This is a genomic window from Pantoea agglomerans NBRC 102470, assembly GCF_001598475.1.
GTDB lineage: Bacteria > Pseudomonadota > Gammaproteobacteria > Enterobacterales > Enterobacteriaceae > Pantoea > Pantoea agglomerans.
In genome coordinates this window covers 127,163-145,305 of the sequence record NZ_BCZA01000005.1, presented here as the reverse complement: position 1 = coordinate 145,305, position 18,143 = coordinate 127,163, and the positions used below count along the sequence as shown (strand labels likewise).

The window sequence follows — 18,143 nt, the reverse complement described above, 5'->3', positions numbered from 1 at the left end:
CTGGCCCGGCGGCCAGACCGCCGGGCTTAGAGTGGCGTATCCTGCGAGATTTCATCCAGTGACAGGCTGAAGCTCGGAATAAACACCTCAACGAAGTAATCCATCTCCGGTGAACGCCGAAGTGCCAGGGTCTTTTCCAGCCGCGCTTTGGCCAGTAAAAATTCGTTGTTCCCGGCAGACAACTCCTCAAGACATTTTACATATGCACAGAGCGCATCCGCCTGTTTCACAACCGCCTGCTCCTCTTCGCTGTGCAGATGCTCATCGATCAGCGGGCGATAGATCGCCTGAAACTCTTCAGGCAGCATCTCAATCAGCTTCTGCTGAGCAATCTTCTCGATTTTCTTATATTCGTGGGCGATCTGCGCGTTGTAATATTTTACCGGAGTCGGTAAATCGCCGGTGAGTACTTCGCTGGCATCGTGGTAAAGCGCCAGCATGGCAATGTGATCGGCATTAAGCGACCCGTTGAATTTAAGGTTTTTGATCACGGCCAGGGCATGCGCCACCATAGCGACCTGCAGACTGTGTTCGGAGACATTTTCGGTGCGCACATTGCGCATCAGCGGCCAGCGATTGATCAGCTTAAGACGGGAGAGATGAGCAAAGAAGTGGCTTTGTGTCATGAGCGTTCCTGTTGGCTGGCGGGGGAGAGACAGGCTCTGGCTCTCCCCAAATAGCGTCAGTATACGCGGGCCCGATTATTGACGATAGCCTTGCAGGAAGCGGCCAAATTTATTGATCGCCATCTCAAGATCATCCACACGAGGCAGCGTAACAATGCGCAGGTGATCGGGCCAAGGCCAGTTAAAGGCACTGCCCTGAACCAGCAGCACCTTCTCCTGTAACAGAAAATCCAGCACCATCTTCTGATCGTCGAAAATGTTGAATTTTTTGGCATCGATTTTCGGGAACATATAAAGCGCGCCCTGCGGCTTCACACAGCTGACGCCTGGGATATCATTAATCAACTCCCAGGCGCGCTGCCGCTGCTCGTAGAGACGACCACCCGGCATGATAAATTCGCTAATGCTCTGGTAGCCGCCCAGCGCCGTCTGAATCGCATGCTGCGCCGGTACGTTGGCACACAGGCGCATCGAGGCGAGCATCTCCAGTCCTTCTATATAGCCTTTAGCATGTTTCTTTGGCCCGTTCAGTACCATCCAGCCCTGACGGAAACCGGCAACGCGATAGGTTTTAGAAAGGCCATTAAAGGTAACAGTCAGCAGATCGGGTGCCAGCGCTGCGATGCAGTGATGCTGTGCATCGTCATAGAGGATCTTGTCGTAGATCTCATCGGCGAAAATAATCAGGTTATGCTGACGCGCAATTTCAACCACCTCTAACAGCAGCTCTTTGCTGTAGACCGCGCCAGTGGGGTTATTCGGGTTGATAATCACGATGCCGCGGGTACGAGGCGTTATCTTGCTGCGGATATCATCGAGGTCAGGGAACCAGCCTGCTGATTCGTCACAGAGATAGTGCACTGCTTTACCGCTGGAGAGGGAAACCGCAGCCGTCCATAACGGATAGTCGGGGGCCGGCACCAGCATTTCGTCGCCGCTGTTCAGTAACGCCTGCATCGCCTGCACGATGAGTTCTGAAACACCGTTGCCAATGTAGATATCTTCTACGGTGACATCGCGCATGTCGCGCGCCTGGTAGTGCTGCATGATCGCTTTACGGGCGGAATAGAGACCCTTGGAGTCACAATAGCCCTGAGAGCTGGGAAGGTTACGAATAACATCGACCAGTATCTCATCCGGTGCTTCAAAACCAAACGGCGCCGGATTGCCAATGTTCAGCTTCAGTACTTTGTTACCTTCTTCTTCGAGGCGCTTAGCCTCTTTCAGTACCGGGCCACGGATGTCATAGCAGACGTTATCGAGTTTTCCGGATTTATCAATTTGAAAAGTCATTGTTACCGCCTTAATGGGCAGAATCCTTTTGGCTGCCACAGAAATCCAACCAGCACAATGTACTCTCCTGACAGTCACAAAAGAAGGGTGCCGCCCCGTTTTGGCGGGTTCAACAACTTTTTGCCCGGTGCGCAGCGTAAAAAATATTTGTTGTCGCGTAAACTGGTTAATAAAACCATAAATTGGCATTAATGCAGGATTTTAACTTGTCCAAAGCGCTGCTGAACCGACATATGGCTTTAGCATCATGAACGCTATCTGGAAGTTATTGAAATGGAACTTTTCTTTGCACCTGAAATATACACTTAGAGAAATAGTTAAAGGATATTTTATAAATGTTCAAATTATGGACGATTTTAGAGCGTGCCTGAAGATTACGCCTTAACGCTGCTTAAGAGTGGCGTGTTTAAGGCCTTGTGTTCGCCGGAAAAGTGCCAAAAGCAGAGCTTCATATGGCACCTTTATTGCAGGATTGTGAGCCGTACTTAACACTTCCTCACTAAATTTCAGAACGCTGAAGGCTTAAAAAGTGATCAATAATGTGGCATAAGGGTCTGGAAATGCCTTTAGCACAAAATTTACAGCGCTTTTCACAAAATCATTTCCATTTTGAAGTCAAAAATGATTAAGTATAATTTATTATTTAGTGCACTTTGCCGCTTCGCTTTGATAGCCCGTAAAGTGCGCTTTCTATCCCACACGATTCTTTCTGATGGGAATAAGACAACTACGCAGCTTCCTGCATTTGCGCACCCAGCGCCATCGGTTCAGAAGTTGTATCTGTCTTGAATAGCACTATGACCCTTCAGAGGAGTCAACAGTGCAGGATCCACATAAACTTTTTTTGTGTCAGTCTTCACACAGGACTGTCATTGAGCACCATTACTGCTTATCACTTTGATAAGCTTGTGATAACACCAGGGTAGTAGTTCGTAAAAATCTTATAAGTGAAGAAAAAACATGACTAATGCAAATCGTCCGATACTGAATCTCGACCTCGATCTGCTGAGAACCTTCGTTGCCGTTGCGGATTTGAATACCTTTGCAGCAGCCGCTGCAGCGGTCTGCAGAACCCAGTCAGCAGTCAGTCAGCAGATGCAACGTCTGGAACAATTGGTAGGTAAAGAGCTGTTTGCCAGACATGGACGTAATAAGCTTCTGACGGAGCACGGTATCCAGCTTTTAGGCTATGCGAGAAAAATTCTTCGTTTTAACGACGAAGCCTGCACATCTCTGATGTACAGCAACATTCAGGGCGTGCTGACTATTGGCGCCTCTGATGACACCTCTGACACTATTCTGCCGTTCCTGCTAAACCGGGTGACCTCGGTTTATCCGAAACTGGCAATCGATGTGCGGGTTAAACGTAATCCGTTTATGATGGAAATGCTCAATCAGGGTGAAGTGGACCTGGTTGTGACCACTTCCAGCCCGGGCAATTTTACCTATCAGGTACTGCGTACTTCACCTACCTTGTGGTACTGCGCAGCGGATTATATCTTCCAGCGTGGCGAAGCCATTCCACTGGTATTGCTGGATGAGCCAAGTCCTTATCGTGATATGGCTATCGATCATCTCAACGAAGCGGGCATCCCGTGGCGTATCTCTTATGTCGCTTCCACACTGGCTGCAGTACGCGCAGCGGTGAAAGCGGGACTGGGCGTGACGGCACGTCCGGTCGAGATGATGAGCCCGGAACTGCGTGTTATGGGTGCAGCTGAAGGACTGCCGGTACTGCCGGATACGCAATATCTGCTGTGCCGTAATCCTGACAGCGATAATGAACTGGCGCTGGCTATCTTCAATGCCATGCAGTCCACCAATGATCCTTATAACCTGAGCAATAATCCCGACGGTTCACTGTTGCTGGATGACGAAGAGTAATTTCGCTAACGTGTTGTACTCAATACCTGCGTGATTGCCTTAATAAACGCTTATAAATAAGCCTCTCCTTCCCTGAAAAGAACGAGAGGCTTTTTTGTGCCTGACCCTCGTCCGATATTCCTTACTGCTCATCTGCCTCTCCTGACCCGACTAAAAAAGTTTCACCACCTGCTTAATTGAAACATCCAGACCAAAAAACCGAACGCTTTGTTCCGAATCACCGTTTCAGGTGGGGAAAATTAACGCATAAAGGGCAAAAGTGTGTTCTGGATCAAAAAAATAGCCCTGGAAAGGGGAGGGAAAATTCAGTGATACCTGTCAAAATATGTTTGTTAAATGCACGATCCATGCATGTGAATACCCGCTACACTAAAATTAACCCTACAGACTGAAGCGATTTAGCTGGAAAGCGGGGCATCATTTGTTAATAATATGATGCAGGTGTGAAATAATGTTTGGATACTTTTGTCAAAGTTGACAAAAGGTTATAGAAAGGAGTAAAAAACCCCATAAAATAGCTGCTTATTACGTAATAACAGCGACATTTGAAAGGTTTTTATCCTTCCCTTGAATCGATGTGGTCAGTTTGCTGCGGGAAACGCGTGCAGGATGCCAGCGCCACTTTTGATGAGTAAGCAATGAGTATGTCAACTACCACCGAAATCATCGCTCAGCACTGGGCGTTTATCGTATTTATCGTTATTGCCTTTGGCCTGTGTGCTTTCATGCTGACCGGAGGATGGCTGCTTGGCGGCAGAGCGCGCGCCCGCTACAAAGATACGCCATTCGAATCGGGCATTGAATCCGTTGGTGATACCCATATCCGCCTGTCGGCGAAATTTTATCTGGTTGCGATGTTTTTCGTCATCTTCGACGTCGAAGCCCTCTTTTTATACGCATGGGCGACTTCAATCCGTGAAAGCGGTTGGATCGGCTTTGTGGAAGCCGCAATTTTCATTTTGGTGCTCCTGGCGGGTCTGGTCTATCTGGTACGCATTGGCGCACTGGACTGGGCTCCAGCTCGCCGTCGCGTGGTGGTCAAAACCACTACGGTCAGCCACACCAATCCTCATAAGCAGTAAAAGAGAGGCAATAAGATGGACTATACGCTCACCCGCATAGACCCGAACGGTGGTGAGAACGACCGTTATCCTCTGCAAAAGCAGGAAATCGTCAGCGATCCGCTGGAGCAGCACGTTCATCGCAGCGTTTATATGGGCAAACTCGAAAATGCCCTGCATGACATGGTGAACTGGGGGCGTAAAAACTCCCTCTGGCCTTATAACTTTGGCCTGTCCTGTTGTTACGTTGAGATGACAACATCGTTCACCGCGGTCCACGACGTGGCACGTTTTGGCGCCGAAGTTATGCGCGCTTCGCCACGTCAGGCCGATTTCATGGTCATTGCCGGTACGCCGTTCACCAAAATGGCCCCGGTTATTCAGCGTTTGTACGATCAGATGCTGGAACCCAAATGGGTGATTTCCATGGGTGCCTGCGCCAACTCTGGCGGCATGTATGACATCTATTCCGTGGTGCAGGGTGTCGATAAATTCCTGCCGGTCGATGTTTATATTCCTGGCTGTCCGCCACGTCCTGAAGCGTATATGCAGGCACTGCTGCTGTTGCAGGAGTCGATCGGCAAAGAGCGCCGTCCGCTCTCATGGGTGGTTGGCGATCAGGGCGTTTATCGCGCCAACATGCCATCTGAGCGTGAAAGAAAACGCGGCGAGCGCATTGCAGTCACAAACCTGCGCAGCCCGGACGAAGTTTAAAACCGTATGGATGGAAAACAGCGCCTGCAGCAGAACATCACAATTTAATGCATGGCCCCATCCTGACGCCTTCATTTGAGTGCCTGAGACCAGGCCGGAATGGTGAGTAACGTATGACAGATTTGACCACGCAAGATCTCGCTCAGCCTTCATGGCAAACCCGTGATCACCTTGATGACCCGGTGATCGGCGAGTTGCGTAACCGTTTTGGGCCGGATGCCTTCACTGTTCAGCCAACCCGTACCGGTATTCCGGTGGTGTGGGTGAAGCGTGAACAGATACTGGAAATTATCGAGTTCCTGCGTAAATTACCCAAGCCTTACGTCATGCTGTATGACCTGCATGGCGTGGATGAGCGTTTACGTACCCACCGTGCAGGCCTGCCTGCGGCGGATTTTTCCGTTTTCTACCACCTGCTGTCGATTGAACGCAACCGCGACATCATGCTCAAGGTGGCACTCTCTGAAAACGATATGCATCTGCCGACCATCACCCGCCTTTTCCCGAATGCCAACTGGTATGAGCGTGAAACCTGGGAGATGTTTGGTATCACCTTTGATGGTCACCCGCATCTGACGCGCATCATGATGCCGTCGACCTGGGAAGGCCATCCGCTGCGTAAAGATTACCCGGCGCGCGCCACCGAATTCGATCCGTTTACGCTGACCAAGCAGAAAGAAGATCTGGAGATGGAAGCGCTGACCTTTAAGCCTGAAGACTGGGGCATGAAGCGCAGCACCACCAACGAAGACTTCATGTTCCTGAACCTCGGGCCTAACCACCCGTCGGCGCACGGGGCATTCCGCATCATTCTGCAGCTGGATGGTGAAGAGATTGTCGACTGCGTGCCTGACATCGGCTATCACCACCGTGGTGCCGAAAAGATGGGCGAGCGTCAGTCGTGGCACAGCTACATTCCTTACACTGACCGCATCGAGTACCTCGGCGGCTGCGTAAACGAAATGCCGTACGTACTGGCGGTGGAGAAACTGGCCGGTATCGTGGTGCCCGATCGCGTTAATGTGATCCGCGTGATGCTCTCTGAGCTGTTCCGCATCAACAGCCACCTGCTTTATATCTCCACCTTTATTCAGGACGTCGGGGCCATGACGCCGGTGTTCTTTGCCTTTACCGACCGTCAGAAAATCTATGACGTGGTTGAGGCGATTACCGGTTTCCGTATGCACCCGGCGTGGTTCCGCATCGGTGGTGTCGCGCATGACCTGCCGCGAGGCTGGGAACGTCTGCTGCGTGACTTCCTCGACTGGATGCCAAAACGTCTTAAAGAGTATGACAAAGCGGCACTGCGCAACAGCGTACTGATTGGCCGTTCCAAAGGCGTTGCCGCTTACAACATGGAAGAGGCGCTGGCGTGGGGCACTACCGGTGCTGGTCTGCGTGCTACCGGTCTCGACTTTGACGTACGTAAATGGCGTCCCTACTCCGGCTACGAAAACTTCGATTTTGAAATCCCGGTCGGCGACGGCATCAGCGATGCTTACAGCCGCGTCATGCTGAAAATGGAAGAGATGTGGCAGTCGCTGCGCATTCTTGAGCAATGTCTCAACAACATGCCAGAGGGTCCGTTTAAAGCGGATCATCCGCTGACCACGCCGCCACCGAAAGAGCGCACGTTGCAGCATATTGAAACGCTGATCACGCACTTCCTGCAGGTTTCGTGGGGGCCTGTGATGCCAGCCAATGAGTCGTTCCAGATGATTGAAGCGACGAAAGGGATCAACAGCTACTACCTGACCAGCGATGGCAGCACCATGAGCTACCGCACCCGCGTGCGTACGCCGAGCTTCCCGCATCTGCAGCAGATTCCTTCAGTAATCCGTGGCAGCCTGGTATCCGACCTGATCGTATATCTGGGTAGTATCGATTTTGTTATGTCAGACGTGGACCGCTAATTATGCACGATCAACACATTGCCATTAAAACGATCGACCCTAACGAGGTCTTCGTGCTGAGCGCGGAAGAGCATCACGCCATTGAGCACGAAAAACACCACTACGAAGATGCGCGTGCAGCCTCGATTGAAGCGCTGAAGATCGTGCAGAAACAGCGCGGATGGGTGCCGGACGGCGCCATCAATGCGATTGCCGAGGTACTGGGTATCCCGGCGAGTGATGTTGAAGGTGTGGCGACATTTTACAGCCAGATCTTCCGTCAGCCGGTTGGCCGTCATGTGATCCGTTACTGTGACAGCGTGGTCTGTCATATCACCGGTTATCAGGGCATCCAGTCAGCACTGGAACAGCAACTGAATATCAAACCGGGTCAGACCACTGCCGATGGCCGCTTTACACTGCTGCCAACCTGCTGTCTGGGTAACTGCGATAAGGGGCCAACGATGATGGTGGATGAAGACACGCATGTGCATCTGACGCCGGAAGGCATCCCTGGTTTGCTGGAGCAGTATCAATGACAATTAAACAGATCATTCGCACTGCAGAAACCCATCCGCTGACCTGGCGGATGCGTGACGACAAGCAACCTGTCTGGCTTGACGAATATCGCAGTAAAAACGGCTATGCCGGTGCGGAAAAAGCGCTGAAAAGCATGTCGCAGGATGAAATCGTTGCGGCAGTAAAAGATTCAGGCCTGAAAGGGCGCGGCGGTGCGGGCTTCTCCACCGGGCTGAAGTGGAGCCTGATGCCGAAAGATGAGTCGATGAATATCCGTTACCTGCTGTGTAACGCCGATGAGATGGAGCCGGGCACCTATAAAGACCGCCTGCTGATGGAGCAGATGCCTCACCAGCTGGTGGAAGGCATGCTGATCAGCGCCTTTGCGCTGAAGGCTTACCGTGGCTATATCTTCTTACGTGGCGAATACATTGAAGCCGCGGTGCATCTGCGTCGTGCGATTGCTGAAGCGACGGAAGCGGGCTATATCGGTAAAAATATTCTCGGTACCGGCTTCGACTTTGAGTTGATCGTCCACACCGGCGCAGGTCGTTATATCTGCGGCGAAGAGACGGCACTGATTAACTCACTGGAAGGCCGTCGTGCAAATCCGCGTTCGAAACCGCCATTCCCGGCGAGTGCGGGCGCGTGGGGCAAACCGACCTGCGTGAACAACGTGGAAACCCTCTCCAACGTTCCGGCGATTCTGGCCAACGGCGTGGAGTGGTACAAAAACATCTCTAAAAGCGAAGATGCCGGTACCAAAATGATGGGCTTCTCCGGACGGGTTAAAAATCCCGGCGTCTGGGAGCTGCCATTTGGTATCACCGCACGTGAAATCCTTGAAGATTATGCGGGCGGTATGCGTGACGGACTGAAGTTCAAAGCCTGGCAGCCCGGCGGGGCAGGGACTGACTTCCTGACCGACCAGCACCTGGATCTGCCCATGGAGTTTGCCAGCATCGGCAAAGCGGGCAGTCGTCTGGGTACGGCGCTGGCGATGGCGGTCGATCACGAGATCAACATGGTCTCGCTGGTGCGTAACCTGGAAGAGTTCTTTGCCCGTGAGTCGTGCGGCTGGTGTACACCGTGTCGCGATGGCCTGCCGTGGAGCGTAAAAATTCTGCGTGCGCTGGAGCAGAAGCAGGGTCAGCCAGGCGATATCGAAACCTTACTGCAACTCTGCCGTCAGCTTGGCCCGGGTAAAACCTTCTGTGCGCATGCGCCGGGTGCGGTTGAGCCCCTGCAGAGTGCGATTAAATATTTCCGTGAAGAGTTTGAAGCCGGCATGGCACCGCAGGTGTTTGGCAATACCCGCGCCATTGGCGGGATCCAGCCAAACCTGCTGAAAGCGCGCTGGTAATTCGCCGAAGAACACGGAACAGGCCTGGTGCCGCCGCCCCGACAATGTCGTGCGTCGGGGCAAGAATATGATTAACGCTCGTCTCTGACGAGCCTTACGGAAGCATGTCACTATGGCTACAATTCATGTAGACGGTAAAGAGTATGATGTGAACGGAGCGGACAACCTGCTACAGGCATGTCTCTCTCTGGGCCTTGATATTCCTTACTTTTGCTGGCATCCGGCGCTGGGAAGCGTTGGGGCCTGCCGCCAGTGTGCGGTAAAGCAATTCCAGAATGCCGAAGATACCCGCGGCCGTCTTGTCATGTCCTGCATGACGCCGGCCTCTGACGGCACATTCATCTCCATCGATGATGGCGAAGCGAAAGAGTTCCGCGAAAGCGTGGTGGAGTGGCTGATGACCAACCACCCGCACGACTGTCCGGTGTGTGAAGAGGGCGGTAACTGTCACCTGCAGGATATGACAGTAATGACCGGCCACAGCTTCCGCCGCTATCGCTTCACCAAACGTACCCACCGTAATCAGGATCTCGGCCCGTTCATCTCCCATGAGATGAACCGCTGTATCGCCTGTTACCGCTGCGTGCGTTACTACAAAGATTATGCCGATGGCAAGGATCTGGGTGTCTACGGCGCACACGACAACGTCTACTTCGGTCGTCCGGAAGATGGCACGCTGGAGAGCGAATTCTCTGGTAACCTGGTTGAAATCTGCCCGACCGGCGTCTTCACCGATAAAACGCACTCCGAACGCTATAACCGTAAATGGGATATGCAGTTTGCGCCGAGCATCTGCCAGCAGTGCAGTGTGGGCTGTAACACCAGCCCGGGTGAGCGTTATGGTGAGTTACGCCGTATCGAAAACCGTTATAACGGCACCGTAAACCACTATTTCCTGTGTGACCGTGGCCGCTTTGGCTATGGCTACGTGAACCGTAAAGATCGCCCACGCCAGCCGATGCTGCTGCGCGGCAACGACTGGGTGACGCTGAACGCAGAGCAGGCGGTCAATGCCGGTGCAGATTTGCTGCGTCAGGCGAAAAAAGTGATCGGTATCGGCTCGCCGCGCGCCAGCATTGAAAGTAACTTCGCGCTGCGTGAACTGGTCGGTGCAGAGAACTTCTCTACCGGCATGCCAGCGGGCGAGCAGGCCCGGCTTGAACTGATGCTGAAAATTCTGCGTGAGGGCGGTATCTATACGCCATCGCTGCGTGAAATTGAAAGCTACGATGCGGTGCTGGTGCTGGGCGAAGATCTGACCCAGGTTGGCGCACGCGTGGCGCTGTCAGTGCGTCAGGCCGTGAAAGGCAAAGCGCGCGACATGGCTGCCGCTCAGAAAGTAGCAGACTGGCAGATCGCCGCGATCCTGAACATCGGTCAGAATGCGAAACATCCGCTGTTTATCACTAACGTCGATGAAACCCGTCTGGATGATATCGCGGCATGGAGCTATCGCGCACCGGTTGAAGATCAGGCGCGTCTCGGTTTCGCTATCGCCAGTGCGCTGGATGAAACCGCTCCGGCGGTGACCGATTTCGACAGCAAACTGAACGGCAAAATGGATGTCATCGTGCAGGCGCTGGCCGGAGCGAAAAAACCGTTAATTATTTCCGGGACCCATTCCGGCAGCAGCGCGATGATCGAAGCGGCTGCCAACGTGGCCAAAGCGCTCAAAGCGCGCGGTGCCGACGTCGGGATTACGCTGCTGGCGGGACACGCCAACAGCGTGGGTCTTGGCCTGATGGGCGGCAATCCTCTGGAAAGCGCGCTGGAGCAGCTGAGCAACGGTGAAGCCGATGCGCTGGTGGTACTGGAAAATGACCTCTATCGCCATGCACCGAAAGCGCTGGTGGATGCGGCGCTGGCCCAGACCACTAACGTGATTGTGGTTGATCATCAGCGCACCGCGACGCTGGAGAAAGCGGGTCTGGTGTTATCAACCGCCAGCTTCGCCGAAAGTGATGGCACCTCGATTAACCATGAAGGCCGCGCACAGCGTTTCTTCCAGGTTTACGATCCTTCTTACTATGACAACAACGTAGTGATGCTGGAGAGCTGGCGCTGGCTGCATTCGCTGCACAGCACGCTGGAAAGCCGTCACGTTGACTGGACGCAGCTGGACCACGTGATCGATGCGGTGGTGAGTCATCTGCCACAGCTGGCCGGAATCAAGGATGCGGCACCGGATGCCAGCTTCCGTATTCGTGGACAGAAACTGTCGCGTTCACCGCACCGTGCCAGTGGCCGTACCGCGGCGCGCGCCAATATCAGCGTGCACGAACCGCGTCAGCCGCAGGATCAGGACACGATGTTCGCCTTCTCAATGGAAGGGAACAACCAGCCAGGCGCACCGCGTTCGCAGATTCCGTTTGCCTGGGCACCGGGCTGGAACTCACCGCAGGCGTGGAACAAGTTCCAGGTTGAAGTGGGCGGCAAACTGCGTAATGGCGATCCGGGTGTACGGCTGTTTGAAGCCAGCGCAGCCAGTCTGCCCTGGTTCAGCAACGTTCCGGCGGCATTCGTCAGTGAAGCGCAGTGGCGCGTGGCCCCTCTCTACCAGCTGTTTGGTAGTGAAGAGATGTCACAACGTTCACCGGTCTTCCAGCAGCGTATGGCACCGCCTGCACTGGTGATTAACCCGGAAGATGCAGCGAAGCTGGGCGTCAACAATGGCGCGGCGGTTGAGTTCATCTGTGCCGGTGAGACAGTGCGTCTGCCGGTCCGTTTCTCGGCGTCACTGCAGGCGGGACAGATTGGTCTGCCGCTGGGCATGCCGGGCGTTCCGCCATTCCTGGCGAACGGTAAAATCGACACTCTGCAGGAGGCGGCGCAATGAGCTGGTTAACACCGGACGTTATCGACATTCTGCTGGCCATTGTTAAAGCCATCGTGATTCTGCTGGTGGTTGTGGCCTGCGGCGCGTTCATGAGCTTCGCCGAGCGTCGGCTGCTCGGCCTGTTCCAGAACCGTTACGGACCAAACCGCGTAGGCTGGGGCGGCTCGCTCCAGCTGGTAGCGGACATGATCAAAATGTTCTTTAAAGAGGACTGGGTCCCGCCGTTTACCGACCGCTTTATCTTTACCCTTGCGCCGGTTATCGCCTTTGTTTCACTGCTGCTGGCCTTTGCTATCGTGCCGGTTTCGCCAACCTGGATGGTGACAGACCTGAATATCGGTCTGCTGTTCTTCCTGATGATGGCGGGCCTTGCGGTCTACGCGGTGCTGTTTGCCGGCTGGTCGAGTAATAACAAATACTCGCTGCTGGGTGCGATGCGCGCCTCGGCGCAGACCCTGAGCTACGAAGTGTTCCTGGGTCTGTCGCTGATGGGTGTGGTGGCGCAGGCGGGCTCGTTCAATATGAACGATATCGTCAATAGCCAGACGCACCTGTGGAACATCATTCCGCAGTTCTTCGGTTTCGTGACCTTCTGTATTGCTGGCGTAGCGGTGTGTCACCGTCATCCGTTTGACCAGCCAGAAGCGGAGCAGGAACTGGCGGACGGTTATCACATCGAATATGCCGGTATGAAGTTCGGCCTGTTCTTTGTCGGCGAATATGTGGCGATCACCACCGTTTCAGCGCTGATTGTGACGCTGTTCTTTGGTGGCTGGCATGGCCCATTCCTGCCGCCGTTCATCTGGTTCGCCCTGAAAACGGCGTTCTTTATGATGATGTTCATCCTGATTCGTGCTGCGCTTCCGCGCCCACGCTACGACCAGGTGCTGTCATTCGGCTGGAAAGTGTGTCTGCCGTTGACGCTGTTGAACCTGCTGGCGACTGCCGCAGTGATTCTCTACACAGCGCCGTAAGGGGTTAACAAATGACTTTGAAAGATATTGTCGTAGGCTTTGGCACGACAGTTCGCAGTATCTGGCTGATCGGGCTGCACGCCTTCGCCAAACGTGAAACTCAGATGTATCCGGAAGAGCCGGTTTATCTGCCACCACGCTATCGTGGCCGTATCGTGTTAACCCGCGATCCGGATGGTCAGGAGCGTTGCGTCGCCTGTAACCTGTGTGCGGTTGCCTGCCCGGTTGGCTGTATCTCGCTGCAGAAAGCTGAAACCAAAGATGGCCGCTGGTACCCGGAGTTCTTCCGTATCAACTTCTCACGCTGCATCTTCTGCGGCATGTGTGAGGAAGCCTGTCCGACCACTGCGATTCAGCTGACCCCCGATTTCGAACTGGGTGAGTTTAAGCGTCAGGATCTGGTGTATGAGAAGGACGATCTGCTGATTTCGGGGCCGGGTAAATATCCGGAGTACAACTTCTACCGCATGGCAGGTATGGCGATTGACGGTAAAGATAAGGGCGAAGCAGAAAACGAAGCGAAGCCTATCGACGTCAAAGGCTTATTACCTTAAGGAGCAAGGCATGGAATTTGCGTTTTATCTTTGCGGGCTGGTGGCGGTGCTGACGACGTTGCGCGTCATTACTCACACTAATCCGGTACATGCGTTGCTGTACCTGATCGTTTCGCTGTTATCGATCGCGGGCGTCTTCTTCTCTATGGGAGCCTATTTTGCCGGTGCGCTGGAGATCATCGTCTACGCCGGTGCCATTATGGTGCTGTTCGTCTTCGTGGTCATGATGCTGAACTTAGGCAAGCAGACCGAGAAGCAGGAGCGTGAGTGGCTCAGCCCGTCACTGTGGATTGGTCCGGGTATCGTCTCGTTGCTGCTGCTGGTCGTAATGGTCTACGCCATTCTGACCGCCAACGATCAGGGCATCGATGGCACCATCATCGACGCCAAAGCGGTCGGCATCAGCCTGTTTGGTCCTTACGTACTGGCGGTTGAACTGGCCTCAATGCTGCTGCTGGCGGGTCTGGTCGTGGCGTTCCATATCGGTCGCGAAGAGCGTCAGGGCGAAGTCCTGAGTAACCGTAATGCTGACGCCGCTCAGGTGAAAAAGGAGAACGCATGATCCCGTTACAACATGGATTGATTCTTGCTGCCGTGCTGTTTGTCCTTGGACTGACGTCGCTGGTAATACGCCGCAATCTGCTGTTTATGCTGATCGGCCTTGAAATCATGATCAACGCCGCCGCCTTAGCCCTGGTGGTTGCCGGGAGCTATTGGGGTCAGGCCGATGGACAGGTGATGTATATCCTGGCGATCAGCCTGGCGGCAGCGGAAGCCAGTATTGGTCTGGCACTGCTGCTTCAGCTCTATCGTCGTCGTCAGACGCTGAACATTGATACTGTGAGCGAGATGCGCGGATGAATCTTCTCTATTTAACTGTCTTGTTTCCGCTGATCGGCTTTCTGCTGTTAGCATTTTCGCGCGGTCGCTGGTCAGAGAACCTGTCGGCCACGATTGGTATGGGATCGGTGGGTCTGGCGGCCCTGACCACGGCGATGGTCGGTTTTGACTTCTTCGCCAACGGCCAGCAAGCCTACACGCAGGCGCTCTGGACCTGGATGCATGTCGGCAACTTCGACATGAAGGTGAACCTGACGCTGGATGGCCTGTCGTTGACCATGCTGTCTGTCGTGACCGGTGTCGGTTTCTTCATTCACATGTTCGCCTCCTGGTACATGCGTGGAGAAGAGGGCTACTCCCGCTTCTTCGCCTATACCAACCTGTTTATCGCCAGCATGGTTGTTCTGGTGCTGGCCGATAACCTGATGCTGATGTATCTGGGCTGGGAAGGGGTAGGCCTCTGCTCTTATCTGCTGATCGGTTTCTACTACAGCAATCCGGAAAACGGCAAAGCGGCGATGAAAGCGTTCATCATTACCCGCGTGGGCGACGTCTTCCTGGCATTTGGTCTGTTCATCCTCTACAACGAGCTGGGCACGCTGAACTTCCGCGAGATGATGGAGCTGGCTCCTGCGCACTTTGCCGCAGATAACCATATGCTGCAGTGGGCAACGCTGATGCTGCTGGGTGGCGCGGTCGGTAAATCGGCACAGCTGCCGTTACAGACCTGGCTGGCAGATGCGATGGCCGGTCCGACACCGGTTTCGGCACTGATCCACGCCGCGACCATGGTGACAGCAGGTGTCTACCTTATTGCCCGTAGCCACGGTCTCTTCCTGCTGACGCCGGAAGTGCTGCATCTGGTCGGGATTATCGGGGCGATTACCCTGGTGCTGGCAGGCTTTGCCGCGCTGGTACAGACCGACATCAAACGTGTTCTCGCTTACTCCACCATGAGTCAGATTGGCTACATGTTCCTGGCGCTGGGTGTTCAGGCGTGGGATGCGGCGATTTTCCATCTGATGACGCACGCCTTCTTTAAAGCGTTGCTGTTCCTCTCTTCGGGTTCAGTGATTCTGGCCTGCCATCACGAGCAGAACATTTTCAAAATGGGTGGCCTGCGTAAGAGCATTCCACTGGTTTACACCTGCTTCCTGGTGGGCGGCGCGGCGCTGGCGGCACTGCCGCTGATTACGGCGGGCTTCTACAGTAAAGATGAGATCCTGTTTGGCGCACTGGCTAACGGTCACATCAACCTGATGGTTGCGGGTCTGGTGGGGGCGTTCCTGACCTCTATCTATACCTTCCGTATGATCTTCATCGTGTTCCACGGCGAAGAGAAAATTCATGCGCACGCCGGTAAGGGTATTACCCATCATCTGCCGCTGATTGTGCTGCTGCTGCTCTCCACCTTTATTGGTGCGCTGATCACGCCGCCGCTGGCAGGTGTACTGCCAGCCAATGAGTTCGGTGAAGCGGGCAAAGTGGGACTTGAAATCACCTCGGGCGTTGTAGCGATTGTCGGCATTCTGATCGCTGCCGCGCTGTGGCTGGGCAAACGTGAGCTGGTTACCCGTATCGCAAACAGTGCACCAGGCCGTTTCTTCGGCACCTGGTGGTTTGCGGCCTGGGGCTTCGACTGGCTCTACGATAAAGTGTTCGTCAAACCTTATCTGGGTATTGCGTGGCTGCTGAAGCGCGACCCACTGAATGGCCTGATGAACCTGCCTGCGCTGCTGTCACGTATTGCCAACAAAGGCCTGGTAGTCAGTGAGAATGGCTACCTGCGCTGGTACGTTGCGTCAATGAGCGTGGGCGCCGTGCTGGTGCTGGCTCTGCTGCTGGTGATTTAAAGATTGATGAGCGGGGCAGGTTAGCTAATCTGCCCATTGAGAATGTCAAAAATTGTCCTGAGCAAGGGCGTTATCGTCGCGGCCAGTTTGGTTACCGCCAGCGCACAGCAACCGGAGCATACCGAGGTATGTGAGGATTGCGAGCACTGCCGGGAGCCAAAATGGCAAGTAAGATAGCCCGAACTAAGACAAAGAAAAGGGAAGTGTGCCGTGTTATTACCTTGGCTAATTATCATACCCTTCGTCGGTGGTCTGATCTGCTGGCTCACTGAGCGCCTCGGCGCGAAGGTGCCACGCTGGATCGCACTGATCACTATGGGGCTGACGTTGGCGCTTTCACTGCAACTCTGGTTGCAGGGAGGCTATTCACTGACGCAGGCAGCGGGCATTCCGCAGTGGCAGTCAAGTTTCTCCGTTCCGTGGATCCCACGCTTCGGCATCAGCTTCCATTTAGCCATTGATGGCCTGTCGCTGCTGATGGTGGTGCTGACCGGCCTGCTCGGTCTGATGGCGGTGCTCTGTTCATGGAATGAGATTTCAAAGTATCAGGGCTTCTTCCACCTGAACCTGATGTGGATCCTGGGCGGCGTGATCGGTGTGTTCCTCTCCATCGACCTGTTCCTGTTCTTCTTCTTCTGGGAAATGATGCTGGTGCCGATGTACTTCCTCATCGCGCTCTGGGGTCATAAAGCATCGGACGGCAAAACCCGTATTTCCGCCGCGACCAAATTCTTCATCTACACCCAGGCCTCAGGTCTGGTGATGCTGATTGCGATTCTGGGCCTGGTGTTTGTCCACTACAATGCGACTGGCGTCTGGACATTCAACTATGAACAGCTGCTGCAGACGCCAATGTCGAGCGGTGTTGAATATCTGCTGATGCTGGGCTTCTTTATCGCCTTTGCGGTGAAGATGCCGGTGGTACCGTTGCACGGCTGGCTGCCGGATGCGCACAGTCAGGCACCAACGGCTGGTTCTGTCGACCTGGCGGGTATCCTGCTGAAAACCGCAGCTTACGGTTTACTGCGTTTCAGTCTGCCGCTGTTCCCGAATGCGTCAGCCGAGTTTGCGCCAATCGCCATGTGGTTAGGCATCATCGGTATCTTCTACGGTGCCTGGATGGCCTTCTCGCAGACTGATATCAAACGTCTGATTGCTTACACCTCGATTTCGCACATGGGCTTTGTGCTGATTGCCATCTATACCGGCAGCCAGCTGGCGCTGCAGGGCGCGGTGATTCAGATGATTGCGCACGGTCTCTCCGCTGCAGCACTCTTCATTCTGTGTGGTCAGCTGTATGAGCGTCTGCATACTCGTGATATGCGTCAGATGGGTGGCCTGTGGTCGCGCATCAAATGGATTCCGGGTCTGTCGCTGTTCTTTGCCGTTGCCAACCTCGGTATGCCAGGCACCGGTAACTTCGTCGGCGAATTTATGATTCTGACCGGCAGCTTCCAGGTGGTGCCGATGATTATCATCATCGCGACCTTTGGTCTGGTGTTTGCCTCGATTTACTCGCTGGTGATGATGCAGCGCGCTTACTACGGCGAAGCGAAATCGAAAGATCCGCTGCCAGGCATGTCACCGCGTGAGTTTATGACCATCGGTGTTCTGGTGGTGCTGCTGGTGCTGCTGGGCGTCTATCCACAGCCGATTCTGGATACTTCGCACGCTGCCATGAGCAATATTCAGCAGTGGTTTACCGCTTCAATTTCAACTACAAGGCCGTAATTC

Annotated in this window: 15 protein-coding genes; 13 read left to right on the top strand and 2 right to left on the bottom strand. The window is 54.2% G+C overall.

Features of this window, described 5'->3' with window-relative positions; all coding sequences use genetic code 11:
- Positions 1 to 26: 26 nt before the first annotated feature.
- Complete coding sequence (yfbR, locus tag PAG01S_RS11160) at positions 27 to 626, bottom strand: 5'-deoxynucleotidase (RefSeq protein ID WP_010258048.1); 600 nt, start codon at positions 624 to 626, stop codon at positions 27 to 29.
- 75 nt (positions 627 to 701) lie between these two features.
- On the bottom strand, positions 702 to 1,919 hold the full coding sequence (locus PAG01S_RS11155; RefSeq protein WP_010258051.1) for a pyridoxal phosphate-dependent aminotransferase: 1,218 nt from the start codon (positions 1,917 to 1,919) through the stop codon (positions 702 to 704).
- A gap of 960 nt (positions 1,920 to 2,879) precedes the next feature.
- Between PAG01S_RS11155 and lrhA the strand changes: the two genes are divergently transcribed.
- The 13 genes from lrhA (at position 2,880) to nuoM (ending at position 18,140) form a co-directional block, all read left to right on the top strand.
- Positions 2,880 to 3,803, top strand: a complete 924-nt coding sequence (gene lrhA / locus PAG01S_RS11150) for a transcriptional regulator LrhA (RefSeq protein ID WP_010258055.1) — start codon at positions 2,880 to 2,882, stop codon at positions 3,801 to 3,803.
- A gap of 638 nt (positions 3,804 to 4,441) precedes the next feature.
- A complete protein-coding gene (locus PAG01S_RS11145) occupies positions 4,442 to 4,885 on the top strand; it encodes an NADH-quinone oxidoreductase subunit A (protein ID WP_010258058.1) in 444 nt (147 codons plus the stop codon).
- Between the two features lie 15 nt (positions 4,886 to 4,900).
- Positions 4,901 to 5,578, top strand: a complete 678-nt coding sequence (locus PAG01S_RS11140) for a NuoB/complex I 20 kDa subunit family protein (protein WP_003854245.1) — start codon at positions 4,901 to 4,903, stop codon at positions 5,576 to 5,578.
- Between the two features lie 113 nt (positions 5,579 to 5,691).
- Positions 5,692 to 7,491 carry an NADH-quinone oxidoreductase subunit C/D gene (nuoC, locus tag PAG01S_RS11135; RefSeq protein WP_010258063.1) on the top strand — a complete coding sequence of 600 codons (1,800 nt, stop codon included), beginning with the start codon at positions 5,692 to 5,694 and terminating at the stop codon, positions 7,489 to 7,491.
- A 2-nt stretch (positions 7,492 to 7,493) separates the two neighbouring features.
- Positions 7,494 to 8,009 carry an NADH-quinone oxidoreductase subunit NuoE gene (gene nuoE / locus PAG01S_RS11130; RefSeq protein WP_010258066.1) on the top strand — a complete coding sequence of 172 codons (516 nt, stop codon included), beginning with the start codon at positions 7,494 to 7,496 and terminating at the stop codon, positions 8,007 to 8,009.
- 2 nt (positions 8,010 to 8,011) lie between these two features.
- Positions 8,012 to 9,352, top strand: a complete 1,341-nt coding sequence (nuoF, locus tag PAG01S_RS11125) for an NADH-quinone oxidoreductase subunit NuoF (protein WP_029519446.1) — start codon at positions 8,012 to 8,014, stop codon at positions 9,350 to 9,352.
- 112 nt (positions 9,353 to 9,464) lie between these two features.
- The gene (nuoG, locus tag PAG01S_RS11120; protein WP_022625073.1) at positions 9,465 to 12,188 is read left to right on the top strand and encodes an NADH-quinone oxidoreductase subunit NuoG; all 2,724 of its coding nucleotides are present in this window, start codon (positions 9,465 to 9,467) and stop codon (positions 12,186 to 12,188) included.
- Positions 12,185 to 13,162 (top strand): NADH-quinone oxidoreductase subunit NuoH, encoded by a 978-nt coding sequence (gene nuoH, locus PAG01S_RS11115; protein ID WP_003854240.1) that lies wholly within the window; start codon positions 12,185 to 12,187, stop codon positions 13,160 to 13,162. The genes nuoG and nuoH overlap by 4 nt, the downstream gene beginning before the upstream one ends.
- An 11-nt stretch (positions 13,163 to 13,173) precedes the next feature.
- Positions 13,174 to 13,716 carry an NADH-quinone oxidoreductase subunit NuoI gene (nuoI, locus tag PAG01S_RS11110; RefSeq protein WP_003854239.1) on the top strand — a complete coding sequence of 181 codons (543 nt, stop codon included), beginning with the start codon at positions 13,174 to 13,176 and terminating at the stop codon, positions 13,714 to 13,716.
- Positions 13,717 to 13,726: 10 nt separating this feature from the next.
- On the top strand, positions 13,727 to 14,278 hold the full coding sequence (nuoJ, locus tag PAG01S_RS11105; RefSeq protein WP_010258075.1) for an NADH-quinone oxidoreductase subunit J: 552 nt from the start codon (positions 13,727 to 13,729) through the stop codon (positions 14,276 to 14,278).
- On the top strand, positions 14,275 to 14,577 hold the full coding sequence (gene nuoK / locus PAG01S_RS11100) for an NADH-quinone oxidoreductase subunit NuoK (RefSeq protein ID WP_003854236.1): 303 nt from the start codon (positions 14,275 to 14,277) through the stop codon (positions 14,575 to 14,577). The genes nuoJ and nuoK overlap by 4 nt, the downstream gene beginning before the upstream one ends.
- A complete protein-coding gene (gene nuoL / locus PAG01S_RS11095; protein WP_010258078.1) occupies positions 14,574 to 16,409 on the top strand; it encodes an NADH-quinone oxidoreductase subunit L in 1,836 nt (611 codons plus the stop codon). Before nuoK ends, nuoL begins: the two co-directional genes overlap by 4 nt.
- Before the next feature lie 210 nt (positions 16,410 to 16,619).
- On the top strand, positions 16,620 to 18,140 hold the full coding sequence (gene nuoM / locus PAG01S_RS11090; protein WP_010258081.1) for an NADH-quinone oxidoreductase subunit M: 1,521 nt from the start codon (positions 16,620 to 16,622) through the stop codon (positions 18,138 to 18,140).
- The last annotated feature ends 3 nt before the right edge of the window (positions 18,141 to 18,143 follow it).

Excerpts from the sequence above, each read along its gene's own strand:
- yfbR (WP_010258048.1), bottom strand. The coding sequence starts at position 626 with ATGACACAAAGCCACTTCTTTGCTCATCTCTCCCGTCTTAAGCTGATC.
- PAG01S_RS11155 (WP_010258051.1), bottom strand. The coding sequence starts at position 1,919 with ATGACTTTTCAAATTGATAAATCCGGAAAACTCGATAACGTCTGCTAT.
- lrhA (WP_010258055.1), top strand. The coding sequence starts at position 2,880 with ATGACTAATGCAAATCGTCCGATACTGAATCTCGACCTCGATCTGCTG.
- PAG01S_RS11145 (WP_010258058.1), top strand. The coding sequence starts at position 4,442 with ATGAGTATGTCAACTACCACCGAAATCATCGCTCAGCACTGGGCGTTT.
- PAG01S_RS11140 (WP_003854245.1), top strand. The coding sequence starts at position 4,901 with ATGGACTATACGCTCACCCGCATAGACCCGAACGGTGGTGAGAACGAC.
- nuoC (WP_010258063.1), top strand. The coding sequence starts at position 5,692 with ATGACAGATTTGACCACGCAAGATCTCGCTCAGCCTTCATGGCAAACC.
- nuoE (WP_010258066.1), top strand. The coding sequence starts at position 7,494 with ATGCACGATCAACACATTGCCATTAAAACGATCGACCCTAACGAGGTC.
- nuoG (WP_022625073.1), top strand. The coding sequence starts at position 9,465 with ATGGCTACAATTCATGTAGACGGTAAAGAGTATGATGTGAACGGAGCG.
- nuoH (WP_003854240.1), top strand. The coding sequence starts at position 12,185 with ATGAGCTGGTTAACACCGGACGTTATCGACATTCTGCTGGCCATTGTT.
- nuoI (WP_003854239.1), top strand. The coding sequence starts at position 13,174 with ATGACTTTGAAAGATATTGTCGTAGGCTTTGGCACGACAGTTCGCAGT.
- nuoJ (WP_010258075.1), top strand. The coding sequence starts at position 13,727 with ATGGAATTTGCGTTTTATCTTTGCGGGCTGGTGGCGGTGCTGACGACG.
- nuoK (WP_003854236.1), top strand. The coding sequence starts at position 14,275 with ATGATCCCGTTACAACATGGATTGATTCTTGCTGCCGTGCTGTTTGTC.
- nuoL (WP_010258078.1), top strand. The coding sequence starts at position 14,574 with ATGAATCTTCTCTATTTAACTGTCTTGTTTCCGCTGATCGGCTTTCTG.